Source organism: Sphaerisporangium sp. NPDC051011, from assembly GCF_040653595.1.
Lineage (GTDB): Bacteria > Actinomycetota > Actinomycetes > Streptosporangiales > Streptosporangiaceae > Sphaerisporangium.
In genome coordinates, this window is record NZ_JBFAGG010000021.1 from 121,162 (window position 1) to 142,608 (window position 21,447).

At 65.6% G+C, this 21,447-nt stretch carries 23 protein-coding genes and 1 tRNA gene; 4 read left to right on the forward strand and 20 right to left on the reverse strand.

Translation table 11 applies throughout. The features are described 5' to 3' along the window. Positions 1-118: 118 nt before the first annotated feature. Positions 119-1,831 carry a bifunctional metallophosphatase/5'-nucleotidase gene (locus AB0H21_RS35860; RefSeq protein ID WP_358525787.1) on the reverse strand — a complete coding sequence of 571 codons (1,713 nt, stop codon included), beginning with the start codon at positions 1,829-1,831 and terminating at the stop codon, positions 119-121. 100 nt (positions 1,832-1,931) lie between these two features. Between AB0H21_RS35860 and mshD the strand changes: the two genes are divergently transcribed. Further along, on the forward strand, positions 1,932-2,828 hold the full coding sequence (gene mshD / locus AB0H21_RS35865) for a mycothiol synthase (RefSeq protein WP_358525789.1): 897 nt from the start codon (positions 1,932-1,934) through the stop codon (positions 2,826-2,828). Between the two features lie 75 nt (positions 2,829-2,903). Here mshD and AB0H21_RS35870 read toward each other — a convergent pair whose 3' ends face one another. The 3 genes from AB0H21_RS35870 to dcd all read right to left on the reverse strand — a co-directional run bounded on the left by AB0H21_RS35870 (position 2,904) and on the right by dcd (position 5,567). Then, a complete protein-coding gene (locus AB0H21_RS35870; protein WP_358525791.1) occupies positions 2,904-3,902 on the reverse strand; it encodes an inorganic phosphate transporter in 999 nt (332 codons plus the stop codon). A gap of 1 nt (position 3,903) precedes the next feature. Further along, complete coding sequence (locus AB0H21_RS35875; RefSeq protein ID WP_114028298.1) at positions 3,904-4,521, reverse strand: DUF47 family protein; 618 nt, start codon at positions 4,519-4,521, stop codon at positions 3,904-3,906. A 470-nt stretch (positions 4,522-4,991) separates the two neighbouring features. Further along, positions 4,992-5,567: a dCTP deaminase gene (gene dcd, locus AB0H21_RS35880; RefSeq protein WP_358525792.1), complete on the reverse strand. Its 576-nt coding sequence runs from the start codon at positions 5,565-5,567 to the stop codon at positions 4,992-4,994. 115 nt (positions 5,568-5,682) lie between these two features. On the opposite strand from dcd, the gene AB0H21_RS35885 reads away from it, so the two are divergent. Then, positions 5,683-5,756: transfer RNA gene (locus tag AB0H21_RS35885), tRNA-Gly, on the forward strand. Positions 5,757-5,846: 90 nt separating this feature from the next. Here AB0H21_RS35885 and AB0H21_RS35890 read toward each other — a convergent pair. The 9 genes from AB0H21_RS35890 to AB0H21_RS35930 all read right to left on the reverse strand — a co-directional run bounded on the left by AB0H21_RS35890 (position 5,847) and on the right by AB0H21_RS35930 (position 13,082). Further along, positions 5,847-7,010 carry a tyrosine-type recombinase/integrase gene (locus AB0H21_RS35890; protein ID WP_358525794.1) on the reverse strand — a complete coding sequence of 388 codons (1,164 nt, stop codon included), beginning with the start codon at positions 7,008-7,010 and terminating at the stop codon, positions 5,847-5,849. Further along, positions 7,010-7,261, reverse strand: coding sequence for an excisionase family DNA-binding protein (locus AB0H21_RS35895; RefSeq protein WP_358525795.1), 252 nt, complete (start codon positions 7,259-7,261; stop codon positions 7,010-7,012). Before AB0H21_RS35895 ends, AB0H21_RS35890 begins: the two co-directional genes overlap by 1 nt. Next, positions 7,258-8,907 carry a replication initiator gene (locus tag AB0H21_RS35900; protein WP_358525840.1) on the reverse strand — a complete coding sequence of 550 codons (1,650 nt, stop codon included), beginning with the start codon at positions 8,905-8,907 and terminating at the stop codon, positions 7,258-7,260. The genes AB0H21_RS35895 and AB0H21_RS35900 overlap by 4 nt, the downstream gene beginning before the upstream one ends. Positions 8,908-8,951: 44 nt before the next feature. Beyond that, positions 8,952-10,376 carry an FtsK/SpoIIIE domain-containing protein gene (locus tag AB0H21_RS35905; protein WP_358525797.1) on the reverse strand — a complete coding sequence of 475 codons (1,425 nt, stop codon included), beginning with the start codon at positions 10,374-10,376 and terminating at the stop codon, positions 8,952-8,954. Between the two features lie 98 nt (positions 10,377-10,474). Further along, entirely contained in the window at positions 10,475-10,795 is a 321-nt protein-coding gene (locus AB0H21_RS35910) for a hypothetical protein (RefSeq protein WP_358525799.1), read from the reverse strand. Continuing rightward, positions 10,792-11,082 (reverse strand): hypothetical protein, encoded by a 291-nt coding sequence (locus AB0H21_RS35915; RefSeq protein WP_358525800.1) that lies wholly within the window; start codon positions 11,080-11,082, stop codon positions 10,792-10,794. Before AB0H21_RS35915 ends, AB0H21_RS35910 begins: the two co-directional genes overlap by 4 nt. After that, positions 11,082-11,504, reverse strand: coding sequence for a plasmid replication, integration and excision activator (locus AB0H21_RS35920; RefSeq protein ID WP_358525802.1), 423 nt, complete (start codon positions 11,502-11,504; stop codon positions 11,082-11,084). The genes AB0H21_RS35915 and AB0H21_RS35920 overlap by 1 nt, the downstream gene beginning before the upstream one ends. A gap of 112 nt (positions 11,505-11,616) precedes the next feature. Next, complete coding sequence (locus AB0H21_RS35925) at positions 11,617-12,357, reverse strand: GntR family transcriptional regulator (RefSeq protein WP_358525804.1); 741 nt, start codon at positions 12,355-12,357, stop codon at positions 11,617-11,619. A gap of 344 nt (positions 12,358-12,701) precedes the next feature. Further along, positions 12,702-13,082 (reverse strand): hypothetical protein, encoded by a 381-nt coding sequence (locus tag AB0H21_RS35930; RefSeq protein ID WP_358525805.1) that lies wholly within the window; start codon positions 13,080-13,082, stop codon positions 12,702-12,704. A gap of 594 nt (positions 13,083-13,676) precedes the next feature. On the opposite strand from AB0H21_RS35930, the gene AB0H21_RS35935 reads away from it, so the two are divergent. After that, positions 13,677-14,468, forward strand: a complete 792-nt coding sequence (locus AB0H21_RS35935; RefSeq protein WP_358525806.1) for a GntR family transcriptional regulator — start codon at positions 13,677-13,679, stop codon at positions 14,466-14,468. A 15-nt stretch (positions 14,469-14,483) separates the two neighbouring features. Continuing rightward, on the forward strand, positions 14,484-14,672 hold the full coding sequence (locus tag AB0H21_RS35940; RefSeq protein ID WP_358525807.1) for a hypothetical protein: 189 nt from the start codon (positions 14,484-14,486) through the stop codon (positions 14,670-14,672). Between the two features lie 119 nt (positions 14,673-14,791). Here AB0H21_RS35940 and AB0H21_RS35945 read toward each other — a convergent pair whose 3' ends face one another. From AB0H21_RS35945 to AB0H21_RS35975, 7 genes are all read right to left on the reverse strand, one after another. Then, positions 14,792-16,177, reverse strand: a complete 1,386-nt coding sequence (locus AB0H21_RS35945; protein ID WP_358525809.1) for a hypothetical protein — start codon at positions 16,175-16,177, stop codon at positions 14,792-14,794. A 977-nt stretch (positions 16,178-17,154) separates the two neighbouring features. Then, complete coding sequence (locus tag AB0H21_RS35950) at positions 17,155-17,679, reverse strand: hypothetical protein (RefSeq protein WP_358525810.1); 525 nt, start codon at positions 17,677-17,679, stop codon at positions 17,155-17,157. A gap of 362 nt (positions 17,680-18,041) precedes the next feature. Next, positions 18,042-18,359: a hypothetical protein gene (locus AB0H21_RS35955; RefSeq protein ID WP_358525812.1), complete on the reverse strand. Its 318-nt coding sequence runs from the start codon at positions 18,357-18,359 to the stop codon at positions 18,042-18,044. 309 nt (positions 18,360-18,668) lie between these two features. Further along, complete coding sequence (locus AB0H21_RS35960; protein WP_358525813.1) at positions 18,669-19,025, reverse strand: helix-turn-helix transcriptional regulator; 357 nt, start codon at positions 19,023-19,025, stop codon at positions 18,669-18,671. After that, on the reverse strand, positions 19,022-19,318 hold the full coding sequence (locus tag AB0H21_RS35965) for a type II toxin-antitoxin system RelE/ParE family toxin (protein ID WP_358525814.1): 297 nt from the start codon (positions 19,316-19,318) through the stop codon (positions 19,022-19,024). The genes AB0H21_RS35960 and AB0H21_RS35965 overlap by 4 nt, the downstream gene beginning before the upstream one ends. A gap of 207 nt (positions 19,319-19,525) precedes the next feature. Next, on the reverse strand, positions 19,526-19,906 hold the full coding sequence (locus tag AB0H21_RS35970) for a YccF domain-containing protein (protein WP_358525815.1): 381 nt from the start codon (positions 19,904-19,906) through the stop codon (positions 19,526-19,528). 734 nt (positions 19,907-20,640) lie between these two features. Next, positions 20,641-21,360, reverse strand: a complete 720-nt coding sequence (locus AB0H21_RS35975; protein ID WP_358525817.1) for a carbonic anhydrase — start codon at positions 21,358-21,360, stop codon at positions 20,641-20,643. Positions 21,361-21,447: the final 87 nt, after the last annotated feature.

The window sequence follows — 21,447 nt, forward strand, 5'->3', positions numbered from 1 at the left end:
GGCCCAAAGGAGAGCCCCGAACCCGCCACGCCGGAGGCAAGGTCATAGGCACCGGCCAGGGAGCCCGCCCCACACCGCTCGGGCGTGGAGCGAGCCCCCGTCGTTCAGGCGCGCGCGGCTAGCCGGCGAGCGTGATCCGGTTGAGGGCCGGCGGGGCCACCGGCGAGTGGCCACCGAAGTAGGCGACCAGCGCGTCGATGTCCAGCGGACCGCTCCACAGATCGGTGCCGTCCTTGAACACGCTGAAGCCGTCGCCGCCTCCGATGAGGAAGTTGTTGGCGGCGACACGGATGTTCTGCGTGTCCGTGACCGGCGTCCCGTTGATCTTGATGTTCGAGATCCGCGAGCCGATCGGCTGCGAGAGGTTCACTGTGTAGGTCAGCGAGGCGGACGGCTGCAGGATGCGGGTGATCGCGCCGCCGTTCTGCCACTGCTGCTCCAGCAGCGCGTCCAGCTTGGCGCCCGTCAGCGTCACGACCTGCATGAGGTTGTTGAACGGCTGCACGGTGAACACCTCGCCGTACGTCACGACGCCGGCGCCCTCGGACCCGCTCGGCGCGTAGGTGATGTCGGCGCGCACGCCGCCCGGGTTCATCAGCGCGATCTCGGCGTTGCCACCGGTCTTCGTCGCCTCGAGCTGGGCGTCGGCGATCACGTCACCGAGGATGGTCTCGCCCGACGGGCCGGCGCTGCGGGTGAGGTCGGCGGTGACGCTGCCGACCGGCTTGTTGGCGACGGCCGCGACCCGGTCCTTCCACGTCTGCACGTACTGCGTGGTGAAGGCGTCGGGGGTGACGTCACGGGTGACGACGTGGTTGTCCGGCGTGACCGAGGAACGGACGACCTCGCCGGACTTCTTGTCCACCTGGAAGTCGATCGTGGTCAGCACGCGGCCGAACGACGACCCCTGGGTGTAGTAGCGGTCCTGGCCCGCCGGGTCCTTGGTCTTGCAGATGTAGGCCTGGTGGGAGTGGCCCATGATGACCAGGTCGACGTCCGCGCTGAGGCCCTGGGCGATCCGGGTGCCGGCGCCGGGGGTGACCGGGCAGGCGTCCGGGCTCTGGTTCGGGGTGATGCTGTCGCCCTCGTGGACGAGCGCCACGATGGCCTTCACGCCCGCCTTGCGCAGCAGCCGGGCCGCGCGGTTGCCCGACTCGACCTCCTCGCCGAACTTCAGGCCCGCGATGCCGGAGGCGGTGACGATGTTCGGCGTGGTCTGGGTGACGAGGCCGATGAAGCCGACCTTGACGCCGTTGACCTTCTTGATGGCGACCGGGGGAAGGGCGTACCGGCCGCTCTTCTCCTTCACGACGTTCGCGCCGACGTACTCGTAGTCGGAGCCCCGCCACTTGCCCGCCGGGGAGCAGCCGTCGGTCGGGTGGCAGCCGCCGTTCTGGATACGCTTGAGCTCGGTGAGGCCCTCGTCGAACTCGTGGTTGCCCACCGAGGAGACGTCCAGGCCGAGCTTGCCCAGCAGGTCGACGGTCGGCTCGTCGTGGTACGCCGCGGAGATCAGCGGCGAGGCGCCGATGAGGTCGCCCGCGCCGACGACGACGGTGTTCTTGTTGGCAAGCGACTTGAGGTGGGTCGCCATGTAGGCCGCGCCGCCCGCGGGAACGGACACGCCGCTCTCGTTGACGATCGCCCCGCCGGAGCCGGTCGGGGGCTCCAGGTTGCCGTGGAAGTCGTTGATGGAGATCAGCCGGACGGGAACGGTCTCCGCCGGCTTCGGCGGCTTAGGATGAGCCGACGCGGGGGCGGCCACGAATGCCAGACCGGTGGCCACGACGAGCGAGGCCAGGCCGACCTTGGCGAGGGTAGGTGCACTCATAGCCAACGAGGTTAGAGATGCGACCCCAGCACAAAGCGACCTGGAGGTAACGATTTACCCCACTATCTAATGTCGTCTTTTGCCACATTAGGCTTCCACCATGACCGTACGGGTGAAGATCCGGGAGCGCTTGCACGACCAAGAGGTGACCGACGTGATCGCCCTGGTCGGCGCCGCCGCCGAGGCCGACTCGGCGCAGCCGCTCAACGAGCACGTCATGCTCCGGCTCCGCCACGGAGGCGACCCCGGATCCCGGGCGCTGCTCGCCTACGACGGCGACGCGCTGGCGGGGTTCGCCCACCTCGACCCGCCCGACCCGGACGACGGCACCGCCGGCGAACTCGTCGTCCACCCCGCCCACCGGCGGCGCGGGGCCGGACGCCTGCTGCTGGAGTCCGCGCTCGCCGAGAGCGGCGGCCGGCTGCGCCTGTGGGCGCACGGCGACCACCCCGGGGCCGTGCGCCTCGCCGCGGCCACGGGATTCACCCGCGTCCGCTCCCTGTGGCGGATGCGCCGCCCGCTCGCCGCCCCCCTTCCCCCCGTCGTCCTGCCCGACGGGGTACGGCTGCGCGCGTTCGAACCCGGCGCCGACGAGGACGCCTGGCTCGCCGTGAACGCCCGCGCGTTCGCCCACCACCCCGAGCAGGGCGCGTGGACCGCCGACGACCTGCTGGTACGCGAACGCGAGCCCTGGTTCGACCCGGCCGGGTTCATCCTCGCCGTCCGCGACGACCGGCTCTCCGGCTTCCACTGGACCAAGGTGCACGACGAGGAGGCCGAGCCGATCGGCGAGGTGTACGTCGTCGGAGTGGATCCGTCCGAGCAGGGCGGCGGGCTCGGCCGGGCACTCACCATCGCCGGCCTGGAGCACCTGCGCTCCCGGGGGCTCGCCCAGGTCATTCTGTACGTCGACGAGGACAACCCCTCCGCCGTCCGCCTGTACGAACGCCTCGGCTTCACGCGCTTCGCCGTCGACGTCATGTACCGCCACCCGTAGGCGCTGCCCGAGCAGGTCACCGTCCTGCTCGGCGGCCGGCCCGGTCTCCGGGGCGGGCTCTTGTGAGGCGCGGGCCTACTCGACGACCCAGTGGAGGAAGTAATAGGACAACGCGGCGACCAGCGCGGCCGCCGGGATGGTCAGCACCCACGCCGTGACGATGCTGCCCGCCACACCCCACCGCACCGCCGACAGGCGCTTGGTCGCGCCGACGCCCATGATCGCGCTGGTGATGGTGTGGGTGGTCGAGATGGGCGCCTTGGCGGCGATGGCCATCGTGTACAGCACGACGGACGCCGCCGTCTCGGCCGCGAACCCCTGTGCCGGGGACAGGTGGATGATGCGGCGGCCCAGCGTCCGCATGATGCGCCAGCCGCCGGCGTACGTACCCAGCGAGATCGCCGCCGCCGCGGCCAGGATGACCCACTGCGGGATCGGATCCTTCGCCCCCACGTACCCACCGGTGTAGAGGGCCAGGAAGATCACGCCCATCGTCTTCTGCGCGTCCTGCAGGCCGTGACCGAGCGCCATGGCCGCGGCGGAGACCGTCTGCGCGTACCGGAACCCCCGGCCCGCGCGGTGCGGGTTGGCCCGGCGGAAGATCCAGAGAATGGCGATCATGATGATCGCGCCGAGCAGGAAGCCGACGACCGGCGAGAGGACCATCGGGATGACGACCTTCTGCACCACGCCGTCCCAGCGAATGCCGCTGGACGCGGCCAGCGCGGACCCGACGAGCCCCCCGATCAGCCCATGGCTGCTCGACGACGGAAGTCCGAAGTACCAGGTGATGAGGTTCCACACGATCGCGCCGATCAGGCCCGCCCCCACGATCACCAGCCCGTGCGTGCCGCTCGGGGGCTCGATGATGCCCGTGCCGACCGTCCTCGCGACCTCCGTGCTGATGTGCGCGCCGACGAAGTTCATCGCCGCGGCCATGAACAACGCGGAGCGGGGGGTGAGGGCACGGGTCGAGACCGAGGTCGCGATCGCGTTCGCGGCGTCGTGAAAGCCGTTGGTGTAGTCGAACACCAGGGCGATCACGATCACGCCGACGACAAGTGCGAGCTCCACCTCAGCTTTCCTTGACCGCGATCGACTCGATCGTGTTCGCGACGTGCTCGAACGCGTCCGCGGCCATCTCGAGCTGGTCGATGACCTCCTTCATCTTCATGACCGTGAGCGCGTCGTACTCGCCGCTGAACAACTTGGCGAGCAGACGGCGGTAGACCTGGTCGGCCTGGTTCTCCAGACGGTTGATCTCGATCCAGTACTCGTTCAGGTTGTTCATCGACCGCAGGCGCGGCATGGCCTCGGCGGTCAGCTCGGCGGCACGTTCCAGCACCTCGACCTGGCGCACGACCTCCTTGGGGAGGTGGTCGATCTGGTAGAGGCCGATCAGGTCGGCGGCGGCCTCCATGTAGTCCATCACGTCGTCGAGGTTCGAGGCGAGACGGTAGATGTCCTCGCGGTCGAAGGGCGTGATGAAGCTCTCGTTGAGACGGTTCATGATCGCGTGAGTACGCTCGTCGCCGGCGTGCTCGCACGCGCGCATCTTTTCGGCCAGGGCCTCCCTGTCCGAACCCTCACTGATGATCTCCACCAGTAGCCGGGATGCGGTGACGAGATTGTTCGCCGAATCGGCGAACAAGTCGTAGTAGCTGTCCTCACGCGGGGTGAGACGCAGGCGCACGTCGTTCTCCAGATGTGCGGGGACTGTCCGCAGAGAAGAGTAAGGGGTACCGGCTGAAATGCGAAGTTCGCCTCCGCAGCCCCTTCCCGTAACCTTCCCTTCGCTCTGCCGTTGCCCTCCATTCTCCCAAAGACACAGGCGAAAACACGGCTAATAGTCAGACCTCCCCCGCCACGCGCGTCCCATGCGCATCACCCTTTTCGGCGCCCACCCCTGGGCACCGGAAGACCTGACCGAAAATACCGACCCCGGCGATGCCGGTGCGCCCCGGGGTCACCCTGACCCCCGTGTCCCGCGCGCCTCGGGGACGCACTCGTACACACGCCGACGGCCGTCCACCCACCGAAGATCCGTCATCCGCGCACCGAATCCCCGCGCCGAGAACCGCGGCAACCCCGAGAAGGCGCCCCCAGCCCTCAAGGAGATACGTCGAACGTCAGACCCGAGCCCGCCGGAAGGTACCCCGAGCCTCAGACCTGAGTTCGGTGGAAGTTGAGGAAGGAGCGGCTGGGGGTCGGGCCGCGCTGGCCCTGGTACCGCGAGCCGTACCGCGCGCTGCCATACGGATGCTTCGCCGGAGAACTCAGCCGGAACATGCACAACTGCCCGATCTTCATCCCTGGCCACAACTTGATCGGCAGCGTGGCGACGTTCGAGAGCTCCAGCGTGACGTGCCCCTCGAACCCCGGGTCGATGAACCCGGCCGTCGAATGCGTGAGCAACCCCAGCCGGCCGAGGCTCGACTTGCCCTCCAGCCGGCCGGCGATGTCGTCCGGCAGCCCGATCACCTCGAACGTCGACGCCAGCACGAACTCCCCCGGATGCAGGATGAACGGCTCGTCCCCGTCCGGCACCACCATCCGCGTCAGCTCCGGCTGCTCGATCGACGGATCGATGTGCGGGTAACGGTGGTTCTCGAAGACCCGGAAGTACCGATCCAACCGGACGTCGACGCTGGACGGCTGGATCATCTCCACGTCGAAAGGGTCGATCTTGACCCTGCCCGACTCGATTTCAGCACGGATGTCACCATCGGATAGCAGCACCTCAGCAACCTACCAACCCCTCACCCGACCCAACGGCCCAACTCGGCTCCCTCCCAGGGAGGTGCCACGCGCCAAGTTCCGCTAGAGTTGTCTCCGTCGTCAGCCACTGACCGACGCGGGTGTAGTTCAATGGCAGAACATCAGCTTCCCAAGCTGACAGCGCGGGTTCGATTCCCGTCACCCGCTCCACAACAAAGGCCCAGGTCAAGGACATGATCCCGACCCGGGCCCTCTTCGTTTCCGATCTGATTCTCACCAGCGTGCCAGTTCCGTGCCAGATCAGTTGATCTTGGTGCCCGCGACCGGCGGATCGTCGCCCTCATTCTTGGGCTTGAGCGCTTCCCTGACGATCTCCCCCATCGCGTCGGCGATGGCCCGGTCACGCTCCTGGACCGCGTGCAGGTAGATCATCGCCGCCTTGGTGCTGGAGTGCCCCATGCGCGCCATCAGTTCCTTGAGGGTCGCGCCGGTGGTCGCAGCGAGCATGTTGCCCGTGTGCCGCAGATCGTGAATATGGATCTTCGGAACCCCGGCCTTGGTGATCGCCTTGGCCCACACCTTCGTGAAGTTGCTTCGCCGAAGCTGCGCGCCGTGCTCCCCCACGAAGGCCAGGCCGTCATGTCCCTGCTCGCTGAACCGCTGGAGGTGCCACGACAGATCACCGATGATGATCTCCGGCAGGTTGACCACCCGCACGCCCGCATCCGACTTCGGCGCCCCGGTGACCAACTCCCCCGTCTTCATCTCCGACACGGATGCGTCGATCCTCACCGTCCGGGCGTCGAGATCGAGATTCCCCCGCCGGAGCGCGGCCAGTTCACCCCATCGCAGACTGCCGAAAGTCGCGAGGAGCACCAGAGCGCGAAATCGGGGAGGCACCGCGCCGGCGAGCGCGAAGACTTGCGGCACGGTCAACACCGGCCGTTCCTCCGGACGCTCGACACCGGCGTTCTTGATCCGGCACGGGTTCTTCTTGATCAGCTCATCCTCTACCGCCGTGTTGAGGATGGCGCGCAGGAGCCGGTACGCCTTGGCGACGGTGGACGCCCCAGGACCGTCGTTCAGAAGGCTGGTGTGCCATTGCCGAACGTCGCGCGAGCTGATTGCGCTCAGGTGCTTACCGCCGAGGGCCGGATTGATGTGCAGCCGTAGAAGGCCCTCATAGAGCTGAGCCGTCTTGGGCCGGAGCTTCCTCTCCGTCATCCAGGAAGCGGCGTAGTCGCGCAAGTGCACCTTCCCGGCGTCCGGGTCGGTCCAGTCCTCCGAAGCGATCTCGGTCTCTTTGCGCGCCAGCCAGATTTCCGCGTCCGTCTTGTTGGGGAAAGTGTCCGGAGCCGAATACATGATCTCGTCAGGGCCCTTGTAGCGCGCCTGGAAGCGTCCGGACGGCAGCTTGCGCACAGCCCCGAACCGGCGACGATGCCCCTTGTTGTTGCCGCCCATCAGGCAGCCCTCCGCTTCCGCGTCCTGATCGGTTCGACCACGCCAGCAGCTATGAATGCTTCGAGCGCCGCCTCCGGAATGCGGACATTGCGCCCGACGTGAACAAAGGTGATTCGGCGCTCCTCGATCAGACGGCGAGGGAAGCGCACAGAGGTGTTCAGCCGTTCCGCCGCCTGTGCGACTGTGAGCAACCGACCTTGCGCGGACTCCGGAAGGAGCGACACCGGCTCTTGTCTGCTCTTTCTCGTCATGCGGCTCTCCCTGTGGCCTGATCTGCCGATAGATCTTCGATGGGCTGCCCGTTCGCTCTGGCCTGTGCTAGCTGGAGTGCCGCGCGCCATTGGTGGCGTTTGGCGAGTTCGTCTAGCAGTCGTTTGGCGCGGTGAGGTACGCCGCGATCGGCTGAGGTGACCGGGCGCCAGATGTAGCGGTGCGGGTCGAGGGGGTCGCTCTGGTCGTGGGTTGCCGGAAGGCCGAGTTCGCCGAGTTGTTCCAGCACCCAGGCCCGGCGGTCCTGCTTGTGCTCGGACAGGGTCTTGCCGGACCACTTGCGCGAGACCAGCACCCGGCGTCCGGCGTAGCCGAGGTGTTCGGGCTTGTGCGCCTTGCCCCGGCAGGCTCCGGGCCGCATCCCCGGTTTGGCGCCCTTGGGCTGTACGCCGTAGCGGAGCCAGTTGGGGCAGGTCGGTGCGCATGGCTCGTAGCGCAGGACCGCCATGAGCCGTTCCACGTGCGCCCGCTGGGCATCGCTGGTCGGTTCGTGGCAGTCGGTGAGTGACTTGGTGAGGTACTTGGTGAGGTAGTACAGCCCCGAGTCCGCCTTGGGGGAGCCCGCCATGACGCCCTGGACGTCGACCTGTGGCCCGAGCCGGACCACGTGCAGGGGTTCGGCGTCGGGGTCTGCGTCGAGCTGGTCGAGTGCCTGTTCCCAGGTCGGCAGGACTTCGCCGGTTTCGGGGTCGAGGTAGTCGCCGGCCTGTCCGTCCTCGCGATCGGTGGCGTGTTCGTCGTCGCCGACCCAGACCGGCAGGTGTTCGCCCTCGAAGCGGACCACGTCACACGACGGCCACCACACCTGGTGATAGGTGGCCGCGGCCACGGCCTTGACCTCAGCGCGTGGCATGGTGCCCCGCACTGCCATGTGCAGATGCGGAGCCAGCCGCTTTTGCGGCTCCACGGTGGCGAAGTACTGCACGTCATACCCCGCCACGCGGCGAAGGTTCTGCACGAACCGATCCACCAGCTTGGGAAAGTGGATCGCATCCCGCGCCGCCCGCACGTAGTCATAACTCGCCGGGTCGACCGGGGTGCCGTCCTGACGCACCTTGCCGTAGCTGTCGCAGGTCAGGGTGACGAACAGCGACGGCCGGTAGACGCGCCCGTCCGGAGCGGTGAAGGTGCGGCCAACGGTGCGGTTCTCGCGCTGCCGCTTGGGCAGATCCGGGGCGTCCTGACGGCGACGAGTCGAGCGCGACCGGCGAGGCTTACCCTCCCCCGGCAGGACGTGCCCCCGGACGCCGGACTCGGCGAGCTGATCATCCAGGGTGGTGACGACCTCATCCCAGACGGCCAGGTCACCGCCGTCCTGTTCGGCCAGCTCGCGCAGTGCTTGGACGTCTGCGCGTTCTTCGACGAGCCAGAGTTGACGGTCGGTCGGCGGGTTGGGGGCGGCGACAGGTTCGGCCTCCAGATGCCAGCCCTCCCGGCACTGGGCCTTGCGGAGCTGCACGGCCCGGTTCGCGCACGGCTCACACTTGGCCGCCAGCGTGGCGCCGCACGGGACATTGACGTACTCGACCCTGCCCGTGAGGGTGTCGGTACGCTTGAGCACCACGGGACGGACACAGACCCCGTTGGCCTTGCATGCCTCCTCGATCACGTCCACGGCCAGCGGCATCGCCGCACGCACGGCCCGGGGAAGGGAACGGTCGTCGGGGTGGGTCACCGGGCCTCACCCGCTCCGGCGTACTCGGCGACCATGGCCCGGATGTCGGTGTCGGAGACGTACGCGGCGCGGATGCGGACCGGTTCGGGGGAGGCTTCCAGCCGCACGTACCCGACGCCGGCCCCGGTGGCCGGGTTGGCCGAGATCTGATCGGCCAGCGCGCCACGGTCCCGCGCGCCGTCGCCGAGGACGAGATCCACCTGTGAGGGTTCGTCCAGCCGTAAGGCGATCTTGTCGGGGAACAGGTTCCGGATGGACAAGATCTCTTTGCGCGGGTCCTGCAACGCGGCCAGGACACCGACCCCGACCGCGCGCCCCTGCGTGGTGAGCGTGGCCAGGGCCGAGCTAATGCGTTCCTTGAGCTTGCGGTCGGTCTGGTAGGCGGTCAGGAACGCCACCTCATCCACCACGACCAAGACGAACGGGTCATCGACGGTGGCGACATGGTTGCGCTGGACACCGGCGAACCGGCCCGCCCGCTCCTGCATCACCTTGACCGCCGCTTCGAGCAGGTCGGCACAGTCGGCCGGGTCGGCGGCGTACCGGTCCCCAAACAGGGCCCGCCCGTACGACAACTCCATCAGCTTGGGGTCCAGCGCCCAGATCTCCACCAGCCCGGCGCGCTGTGCGGGGAGTAAGCCGCGGATTGCCGACCACAGCCACGACCCCTTACCCGCCCCGGTGGCACCGGCGACCAGGACGTGAGTGCCGTGCAGCTTGAGCAGGTACGGAGAGCCGTCCTCACGCAGCCCCACCGGGACCGCCGACACCTGCACATCCCCGGTGATGGGCAGCGCGGGAATCGGCGAGGCCAGCAGGTCACGCCGGGGGAAGACCAGGGCCACACGGCCGGGCTTGGCCGAGGCGATCCGGCATTCATGGCCGGCGAACCCGTGGGCGAGGTTGTCGGCCCGATCCTGCCAGTCGGCAGCCGATTGCCCCGAGAGCATCTTGACCGTCACCACGTCGGCGGTCGGCGTACAGGTGACCTTGAGCAGCCGGGGCAGGTACTCGCGTCCGCCGATGTGCTTGGCCAGGCCGGTGACGACCATGACCGGTTGCCAGTGCCGCCGGTAGATCCACATCCACCGCCACCACGCGCGCAGCCGAAGCCCTGCCCAGGCCGAGAACGAGACCGGTTCGGCCAGCCGCCACCCGGCCAGCGTCGAGAAGGTCGTGACGACGGCTACCAGGGCGACCCGCCAGCCGTACACCGCCCACAGCGCCAGCGGGGCGACGACGGCCAGGCAGGCGATCGGGTGACGCCGCACCATCCGGAACAGCCCCGCGACCGCGCGGAACACGATCGCGAGGATCGTGAAGATGGCGGGGGTGTTGACGACCGTGGGCCGGAACACGAGTGAGTCGGGGACGGTGGAGACGATGTCCCGGGTGTAGTCGCCGGGGAGTTTGCGCAGCATAAACTGAACGCCTCTTCTCGTGATGTGAGAGTCGATGGGGAGAGGAATCCCGGGGGCCGCCGGAAGTTGGCGCTTCCAGCGGCCCCACCTGCAACCGCTCAGGCAGCCTTGTCGGGTGTCGCCTTGTCGGTGGTCTGCCGGGTGTGCTGGTCGCGCAGGCGTTCGCAGTCGGCCAGGAAGCGCGCCGCCGCCTCCAACAGGTCCCGGGCGAACTTCACGTGCGTGTCGGTCACCGTGGTGTCCGACGTCGTGCCGATGTTCACCCAGGTGTCGCCGTACTCGACCGCCAGGAACGCGCGGGCGGTGTCGTCCGCAGGGTAATAGTTGACCGTCGCGTGGTCGTCGGGGTAGATGTTCACCCCGACCCGGGGAGGCTTCCCCGGGTGCATGCTGATCGTGGTGTAGGTGTAACCGTTCATGCTGCGTCCTCCTGACCGGTCTGCCGCCGGGACTGGCGCCGGATCTGGCCCCGGTGCAGGCGTTCGACCTCTTCGGCGAAGGTGCGCGCCTGTTCGGCCAGTTCACGGGCGAAGGTCACCGAGGCGTCATCGACGCGGTTGGCGTTCAGGGTGACCTTCATGACCGCGTTACCGGCCGCGACCTCGAAGACCGGCGTACGGTGCGGGTAGACGAAGCAGGCCGACCGGCCGCGCCCGTCCACGTGAAGGGTCGTGGTCTGCCAGGACCCGTTGACCGGCCTGCCCATCAGGCAGCGTCCTGCTTACCGGCCGCAGCGGTCCGGGCCGAGGGGGCACCGGCCGTCGCCCGGGGAGCGCGCATCTCCCGTGCCCGGACCGAGTAGGCGATCCGCTGCCCGTTCTGCCACGGCGTGACGGTCAAGCCGTCGAACTCCACCGGGATGAACGGCAGCCCCGGCATCGGCGCCGGGGGGACCGGCTGAACCGGCGAGGTGACCTTGACCTTGAGGGTCTTGTCTCGGGCGTCGGGGTCACAGTCCAACACCGTGACCTGCCAGACGAACTCACCGGTGTCCTTGTCGCGCGCCCACACCGGCTTACCAGGGGTGGACGCCTCGAAGTCCTTGACCTGCTCGACCTCACCGACCATGTAGCAGCCGAGCGGGAACATCTCCCCGAACTCCACCTTGAACGCTCGCGGGATTGCCATGCCCTGTTCTCCTGTCGTTCTGTCGCTAACTCGTACTGTCGAGTTGACTCTACCTCTCACAACGGAGACTCGACAATACGAGTTTCCGGGAAGAGGTGTGAGCTACGTCACATCACAGCGAGTAGGCGTCTTCCAGCTCATGCATCGTGCCCGGAAGCGCCACGTCGATGACCAGGACCACACGGCCCGAACTGTCGAACACCCGGGCCACGACGCCGAGCACCGCAGCAGTCTTGCTCAGGCCGAACACCTCGAACTCGTGCGGGAGCGGATGACGGGCGGACAACCGCTCCACCACGTGATCAAGCCGCAGTCCCTTGACCCCTTGCAGGTGCTGGCGGATGCTCACCGTCAACGGTTGCGCGCGGCCCAGGTCGGTCCCTTCCGCCAGCTCAATCGGAGCCCAGGCGGTGACCAGCTCACACGGTTCATCGGCCTCACTCAGCAGCATCCGGCGCATCACCACCGGAGCCCCCTCCGGCAGGGTGAGCATCGCCGCCACGTTCGCCGGCGCAGGGCGCGCCCCAGCTTCGAGCACCGCGGCGCCCTCACCGATCTCCACGCGATCGAGCACCGCGCGGCCCGTCCGGGACGACTCCTCTTCACCGACCGGAGGAGCCGCCTTCACATACGAGCCCTTGCCGTGCTCACGATCGATGATGCCGCGAAGCTGCAACACCTGGAGCGCCCGCACCACGGTCGGACGACTCACCGCGAACTCCCGAACAAGTGCCGTCTCAGAGGGCAACTGCGAGCCCGGGGGGTACGTGCCATCCGCGATCTTGCGCCTGATAGCCGCTACGATCTGCGCGTACTTCGGCGGCGCGAACTGCCCGTCATCAGATACCGACATGACAATAACCCCACTACTCGACTTGTCGTCAGCATAGACAAGATCGGCCCAGCTTGCATAGCTGGGCGATCTCGCGTCAGGACGAGGGACCTGATTCCACCCGTGGTGGAGGAATTGGAAGCGCGCCCTTCCTACTGGGCGGCCGTTGTTCGATCTCGGTTTCTGCGGCCAGGTAGTCGCCAAGCTCCCGAAGCGTGTCCGCGCACCGGACATTGGAGAGCCCCCGCGCAAGCGCGCGAGGCGACACACCATGACGACGAACGGCGATCCAGCCACCACCCGCAGCGTCCAAGATCTCCCAACGCCGACCATACTTGGCGACCAGTTTGGTCAAGATCGCTGCGTCAGGCCGGCTCACGGCCTTCATCCGTCGAGACGTCCGCGAGTTCCCGCACGCTGCGAAGGTGCGTCGCTGTCGAGGCCGCGTCCTGAGTGACCCCCGCGCCGACTTCGAAGCCCAGACGGCCGGGCACGTTGATCACGAAATGGGGTTCTCTCCCCAGCCGTTCACTAACGGAAATGATCACGAGCAAGCGCGAACCGCGTCGTACTTCCATGTATGGCGGCAGGTAGGTGTAAGGCCCGAACTTTGCCGCCATCTCTACGCGCACACGTTCCACGATGAGACAGCGCAGGTCAGACCCGTTCATGCTGTCCCGAAGTCCCATCAGGGCAACGCGTTGCGCGTCGGCCCTTCGCTGACCGATTCCATCCCGCGACATCATGACACCCCGCCAAGTCGCGCCGTCGCTTCCGCCTCGCGCATCACCGCGCGCAAGGTGTCCGGGGTAGGCGCTTCGACACGGCGAGGCCCAGTCGTGGAGGTCAGGGCGATTGCGTAGAACCGTCGATCGTAAAGGCCGTACCAGATCAGCCAGCCGGGCTCTAGCTGATCGAGTAAGGCCGCCTCTGCCTTGGCACCAGCGTCGAAGACGCGCCGAGGAACTGTCACCGGGGGACGTCCGTCTTGCCTGTGACGTCCCGGCGAACGCCGATGAGACCTGCCATCCTTGGCCGGCCGACGCCCGGCCTTCACGAGTCCGCACCTTCAGTCGAGGGCCGAGGGTGCCAGCACGTCGAACACGCCTCACGGACGCGACCAGGTCTGACAGACCCGCCGGGCGCGCCGAGAAGTCCGCGCCGAGGGCTCACGTACTTCCAACCCCTGCCCTCGCAGGACACACAGTTGTCCACGCGATGCCGCCCCTTTCCAAATCCCCGATGGCTGCTAACCTGTAATGGAGTGCCATACCAAGCTTGCAGATCCATACCTGGTATGTCAACGCATACCAACCAACTAATTGGGACGGGAGACGCGTGTGGGACGCAACGTAGACAGCGCGGAACAGTCCAAGAGGCCCGCGTACATCCGCATAGCCAGTGATCTCAGGGAACAGATCACGTCCGGCACTCTGATGCCGAACGACCCTGTACCGAGCGCCGCCGCACTGTGCCAGCAGTACGACGTGAGCATGATCACGGCCAAGAGCGCACTCAACCTGTTGCGGACGGAAGGGCTCGTGTACGCCAAGGCAGGCAAGGGAACCTACGTCGCCGAGAACCGGCGCATGACCCGGACAGCCCCTCACCGCTACTTCGAAGGGCGCGAGCGGACATACGTCCAGGAAGCAGAGCGCGCCGGACTCAGGCCGGAGGCCCGCCACCAGACCACGGTCACGCCCGCCACGGACACCGTCGCTCAACGACTGGAGATCACCGCAGGACAGCAGGTGATGACGACGGAGTATCGGATCTTCGCAGGCGAGCGACCCATGAGCAAGTCCGTGTCATGGGAACCGCTGTCGATCACGGGCGCCACCATCATTGAGCACCCGCACCAGGGCGAACACGCCAACAGTGGCCTCAACGCCAGGTTCGCCGCGATCGGGTGGACCATCGAGCAGGTAGAAGAGAACCTGATCGTCCGCCCGCCTACGCCGGAGGAGGCGGAAGAACTCGCCATCCCCGAAGGGGTGCATGTCCTCGAAGTGCATCAGACGGTACGCGCCACCCAAGAGGGAACGGACAACCTCGTACCGGTCGAGGCAGCCGTAATCGTCTTCCCGACAGACCGCTACCAGTTCACGTACTTGATGGACCGCCCTCGATGATGTGAGGATCGGCCTATGCCGGAACCCATCGAGTTCGTAGACGAGTTCGGCGAGCCCATACCGCTCCGACCCAACGCGTGCCCGAACTGTGGCAAGGAGTTCCAGCTACGCATAGCAAGCACCTGCTGGAACTGCGGCACCAACCTTGACCCGCTAGAACGCCAAGACCCGGGTCCGGACGACCCATCCCAGCCCGACGACTGAGGCAGTGTTCCACCCCCGGAACAGTGCCTCAGTCGTGTCGGCGCGATGTGTCCGCATTGGCCGTTCTCGATGTGGTGACGCGGACTTCTATCGCATCATCAACCTTGCCATTAAGCACCCTAGCGCACTTGGCTCTCGTGGATAACTTCCATCGCCAACAGTCTGATCAGCTGAACGTCCGGCCCCAGCAAGTCGGCTTCTTGGCTCTCCGGCATTAGTACCCGGGAGTCCCCGTACTTAGGTTCATCCTTCGCGTGCACGATTCGGTTACGGAGCTTATAGACCCTCTCCGCAATCTGATCGAGTATGTCAACGCTCTTATCCTTCACGTTTAGAGGCCTGACTCCCTGAATAGGACCCTTGTTGGTAAAGTGGGCCCCCCAAGAGTCGACAGAAAGGAACTCCTCGACCTGCCCGCGACGCACACAACCACTGATTAGTGTTCGCAGATGTTTGGACTCGATTCCCCCAAGACCCTGTTCGACTATATCAACGATTCTCATCAGAGACACATCACTCTTCTCGTTGAACTTTCGATCGAACAGGGTATTTCGCACCTCTCGAACAACGCCGCGACGAATCATCGCAAACAGGAAGTGTTCGAGGATCTGATAGTAAGAGAGAAAAGCCATTGTAAGGTTGCCAGTAGCCTGGCTTGCGAAGCCGAATAACTTTGAAATTTCCGGGTCGACAGAGATCACAGGAAATCGTACGGGAAGCGTGAAGGGGAGTCCGCTTCGCTTCTCTCTGCGGGTCTCAGTGCGAAGTGGCCAGCGAAGTGTTGAGAATATGACATTGTTTCGGGCGTTCAGCTCATACAGAAAAGCATGGAGAATATCTTCGCTTTCGTCGACAATGTCCGCACCGAGGTCAAGGTCATCGAAGTACAACTTAACCGAATAATATGTCCGCTCGCCCGCCCTGGCGGCCATCGTTGCTAGAAGCGGACTGCTGTTCGAGAGTTCGATACAGACCAGCATGTCGCGTCGAGTAACGTGAATTCGGGCAGCCTCGATGCTGTATCCGCCATTCTCTCTGATGATTCGGCGACGAATAGGGCCATCTTTGAGAACGGGTATGTGTAGATAGTCTCCTGTGTGCCCGCAGTCGATAGATAAGCCTTTGGACATGCGTAGCAAATGGTGCAGGCCGCCAGGACCAAATGAACCCCCCATCTCGGCACAGACCTCAACCATCCCAAGAGAAGGGGCAGTATAGCCCACATAATTCGGATGCTTTTGATACTTCCAATCGAGCTGCCTCTTTAGATCAAGGAGTGATTCGCGAGGAACGACACGGTTAAATCGAGTTAAAATAGATGAGCTTTGAGGGGAGCGAACACTAACTTTCAGTCCGTTCTCATCAAACATGAAATCCGCGTATTCATCTGTCGAGAGTCTGGCCAGAATATATGTTTCCGTTTCTGTAAGCTGCTTCGCCTCTTTGGTCGTCCCATCCTCGGAAGTGGAGTCATCTTCGAGATTCGCCAGGGAGTCCGCATCCATTACACGCTCCGTTCTGGGTAGGCACCCGAGGAGATGTTCTGCATACCAGTCTGCGAGGATACGCCGCAGCATCTCGCCGTAGTTGCCGAATTGTGCTTTTAGGTATCAAGGCGACGGCGCTTCGCGCCGCCGCACGGCCCGCCGCCCGCACGCCCGGCCGGGCGTGCGGCGTGGGCGCCGGTCCCGGCCAGCGGCGGGAACGCGGGCCGCCCGCCGTACACAGCGCCCGCCGCACCAACGCACATCCGCCGCACCAGGGCGCGCCGTCGCCAGCCACGGGACCTCACCGCGGATTGCTCTCCCTTTTTATGCCTCCGGCGGGGGCGCTCCGGCTCCGGGATGATCGCGGTTCCAAGCCGAAGGTCTCAGGGGGCTGAGGAGGAAGCCTGATCGTCCCGCCTGCCATCGCCCAGGACAAGCCGAGCAGACCAGGGCCAGGGGGTCAAGGTCGTTCGTCCAGTGGGGCGCTCCACCTTGACCCCCTGGCCCTGGCCCGCTCCCCTGACGGGTGGGACGACGGCAGACGGGACGATCAGGCAGGGCGAGGCGTGCGCGAGCGCGCAAGCCAAGGTGCCGCCCTTGATCGCGTGCCAGATGCGTGCCAGAACGGCCGGGGAACCGTCGTGTCTCACGGGCACTCAGGGGGAGTCACCCTCGGCGTAGCAGGGCTTTTGTTTTCCCAGCTCAGGCCGCTAAGATCAGTGGCCGATTCCCAAGCTGACAGCGCGGGTTCGATTCCCGTCACCCGCTCTCAGAGCGAAGGCCCAGGTCAGGAAGCAGATTCCAACCGGGCCTTGTTCATTTCCACCGCCTTATCGATCTTTCGTGCCCCTTTACGTGCCCGATCCCTCTTGATCTTCGCTCCTGCCCATGATCTCCTCGGCGAGCTTGCCCATGCCGTCAGCGATCAGCTTGTCTCGACTGCAGCCTCTTCCAATCGTTCCACGCCGTCACCCTACGATCGCCCAACTACGTGATCAGTTACGAGGATGGCGCCAGACGACTGGCCAATGACCGTTCTCCTTCAAGAGCCGTTTCGCAGCGTGCTGTGTGGCCTGAGTCCTGGACCGCCCGACAGCGATCTCCCTAAGCACCTCGGCGAAGAGCCCGACTTCATCAGCGATCATCCACGGCAGCGCTAGTGAGATCCAATACTCGGACGACCCTGCAAGCGCACACTGGATGACCGCGTGCAAAACCTCAGCTAAGTCTGGATCATCAGGACCAAGAGCCTGCCGGGCTCGCCTTTCCACCTCTTCCCGAGGCCGCTCCAGCAGCGGTAGGAGCCCTAACCTCGACACGGCAAAGGGCTTGTCCACCCCGGTGTTTCGCGACTCGACATTCCAGGTGGTCCCGTCGACAAGCACCAGCCACGGACCATCCGGCTTCACGGACAGAACCCTGCGCACGAAACCGGTTTCCATGTCCACCAGCTTGACACGCCACCACAGCAAGATCCGGAGCGTGTGTGGAACGATCAACGAAACCGAGCCCATGGCCATGTGAGTTGTCGCAGCTCATCAGCCATGCGATGGCTGATGACAGCGATCCGCTTTTAATCCGTAGGTTCCGGGATCAGCCCGGAATGCCTTCCACTCCGCGCATAAAGCTCCGTGAGATCCTCCAGGTGGGAAGGCACCACCAGCGCTGGTGGAGGCTGAGGAGTCAGCGTGGTACCGAGTCGCCCCGGCCCAGACCAAAGGTCTCCACCAAGCTCGGGGGGGCGGGGGCGGGCGGGCCAGGTCAATGCCCCAGGTCGGGAGCGGTGATGCGGAGAGACCTCCCAAGCTGACAGTGCGGGTTCGATAGCCATCACCCGTTCCACTCGCCCGCAGGCGCCGGCCCAAGTCTGGCATGTACGCGTCTACGCGGAAGACGCGCCTGCAGCCACACGCGAGGCCCAGGAGCGCAGAGCATCAATAGACCGGCGGAGGTGAACATCGTCAGCCGACCCGGGAGGAGCCCATGACTCTGTCCTCAGATCACACTCAGCGTCGAGTTCCGCCCACAGATCTTCGAACGCGTCCCGGATGCTCCACTCCCGAGGATCGACGATCTCGAACAGCCCCCGAAGATCTTCAACCAACTTGGGCAACGTCACCTCACCCACCGCGTACGCGTCGAGGCGCTCGACCATCCGTCCGATGAAAGCCCGCTGGTAGTCCTCCACAAGCTCCATCATGATCGCCGTGCAACTAGCGTGCAATTAGACAGAGTGACCAGGGGTCAACCACGGTCACCCTGGCCACACCCAGATCAGCGCCTCTGCCAGCCGTGATCCATGCGTTTCCCAAGCTGACAGCGCGCTCGATTCCCGTCACCCACTCCAACATCAAAGGCTCAGCTCAAGCATGTGAGTCCGAACTGGGCCTTCCTCGTTCCCATGGCGCTGAGGATCTCGGAGCAGAGTCCGTCGCGCGGCTGGAGACTCGCCACTGCGGAACGAGCAGCGGAAGTTAAGGGACTGAGCCTCGAAGTGGCCGCCTTCAAGCTATGCGTTCGCGAGCTGTCGGTGATGCACCGTCAGGGGCTCGATTTCAGTGGTGTCGTCGTCGACGACGAGCTCGACGCGGAACCGAACCCCCATGGCCACACCGAGGCGCAGAAGCGTAGCTATATCTGGTATGCCGCCGCCGCCCTCGATGCGGGACAGAGCAGGTTGAGACATCCCGGCACGCTCCGCTACGACCTTCTGGGACAAGCCTCGGCGCTTACGGATCTCACGTAACTGATCGCCGAGCTCCAGGTCACGGCCCGCATTCTCGTATTCAGGGTGGGACTGCGCATCCGTTTCCATCTGGCGCAGACGCTTCGCCTTGTAGGTTTCCCAACGACTGTGACCCATCATGCACTCCTCTCGAACACGTGCGTGATGGTGAGGTCGTGCTCTGCCTCGCACCGCTTCTTAGCAGCGATCGCTCGGTCGATGTCGGCAGTCTGCGTCCCATCCTGTGTCTTGCGGAAGACCGTAAGGACCACGATCACTTTGTTGGATGGCTTCCAGAAGGTCAATCGCCAGGTCGTGCGGTCGAGAGCAACACGCAGCTCGTGTACACCTTCGGCATCACGGTCAACCGGCCCGCTCTGACCTGCATCCCTGTTTCGCTGCTCAGGGCAGCAAGCTCGGTATCCGGTTCCCAAGCTGACAGCGCGGGTTCGATTCCCGTCACCCGCTCCACTTCATACTGCGGCAGGCCGCAGTTCGTACACCGGGCCAGGGGCGTATCCGCCGATGAACCGTACCGGGTCTGATCGTCCTGTACTACACAAGGAACTTCGGCAGGTCGGTCGTTCCCGGGCACGGGACGCGCTAGATCCCCGAGAAGACCCACCTGTCGTCACGGGTACTTATCCGCGGCTTCCGGGAACGATGTCCTTGCCCAGCGGCATCAGCGAGATCGGGATCATTTTGAGGTTCGCGATCCCCAGAGGGATGCCGATGATCGAGATGAACAGCGGGATCGCGGTGACGATGTGCCCGATAGCCAGCCAGATCCCGGCGACAAGCAGCCAGATGACGTTGCCGAGCACCGACCACGCGCCGGCGGACGGCTTGTCGGCGACGGTCCGGCCGAACGGCCACAGCGCGTAGCCCGCGATCCGGAACGACGCGATACCGAACGGGATGGTGACGATGAGGACGCAGCAGATGATCCCCGCCACGACGTAGCCTAATGCGAGCCACAGGCCGGCGAAGATCAGCCAGATGACATTAAGGACGGTGTTCATAGTGCTCACTGTCCCACCCGGCCGGCTCAGCAGGTAGTGGACCGTCCTTACACAATCGATAGTGACCGCCTGGCGGTCAAGGGGCTCGCGACGCGCGATGAACGAACTCGATGCCTCCGGCGGGGGTGCCCCCGCTTCAGAGGAAACGCCCGCGGGTCACTGCTGGCCCGTAGCTGGCTGAGGTAGTGGCCTCGGGTGCGCGCCGCGCAGAGAAGAGCAGGTCACAGGCTGATCGTCGGGCCATTAGCGGGCCATTAAGTAGGGTGACGAGGGGTCAACCACGGTCACGCATGACCCGCGCGAAGCCCAGGTCAGCGCCACTACGGGCCATGATCCATACAATTCCCGAGCTGACAGCGCGGGTTCGATTCCCGTCACCCGCTCCACACACGAAGGCCCAGGTCAGGAGCAGATCCCTGACCCGGGCCTTGATCATTTCTGGCACCTGTTCGATCTTCCGTGCGATTAGCGTGCAATCAGCCCACGGGGACCAGAACGGCGGCCGACCCGCCCTCGTCCTCGTCACCGGCCCGCTGATGTGCCGGTCGATCGCATCCGTGATCGTCCGCGTACGGCGTGCTGGTAGATCATGGCCACTCGGACGTTGTCGTGCCCCATCCGCGCCATCAGGTCCTTGAGCCCTGCACCGGACTCGGCCGCCAGCATGTTGCCGGCCTGACGAAGGTCGCGGCGAGCACCCTCCTTTCGCCGGGCAAGGTTCTATTCCCGCCGGGTCAGACGAGGCGGGTGACCGTGCCGGTGTCGATCGAGTAGTACGCGCCAATGACTTTGAGCTCGCCCTTGGCGATGCGAGGAGCGAAGAGGTTGTCCTTCTTGAGCTGGTTCACCACGTCGACGGTGTTGATGCGGATCATCTTGTCGACGTCGCCGCCCGAACGCGTGTAGGCCGAACGCAGGGCGGAAGCGATCGTGCTCAGCTCGCCAGGCAGCTTCTTGTGCTCGTGCAGCGATTCTGCGGCGGCCGTGACGGCCCCGCAGCGCTGATGGCCGAGCACGACGACGAGCGGGGTGCCGATTTCGGCTGGGCCGTACTCGGCGGCACCTGTCACCAGCGGGTCAATGGTCTGCGCGGCGGTCCGTATCACGAACAGGTCGCCCAGCCCGGTGTCGAAGACCAACTCGGGGGGGACCCGCGAGTCGATGCACGAGAATACGACCGCGAACGGGTTCTGCTTCTGCGCCACCTCCCTGCGGCGATCGGCGTCCTGGTGCGGGTGGGTGGCGGTGCCGTCCACCCAGCGGCGGTTGCCCTCGCGCAGGGTCGCCCACGCCTGGTCCGGGGTGGCGGGACGCTGGTCCGGCGCGGTCCCGTTCGACGGCTGAGCGGTGCGGGCGAATACGGCGGTGCCCGCGGATGCCGCACCGGTCAGGAGGCCTCCGGCGACAATGCCAGCGCGCAGGAGAGCCCGCCGGCTGATCATGTGACTTGGCATGGAACAGGAGTACGCGCTGCTGTCATGCCGACGCGCCAGAAGCCGTAACGCTTAGCGCATCTAATGTTACATATAGTCATGTCTGCC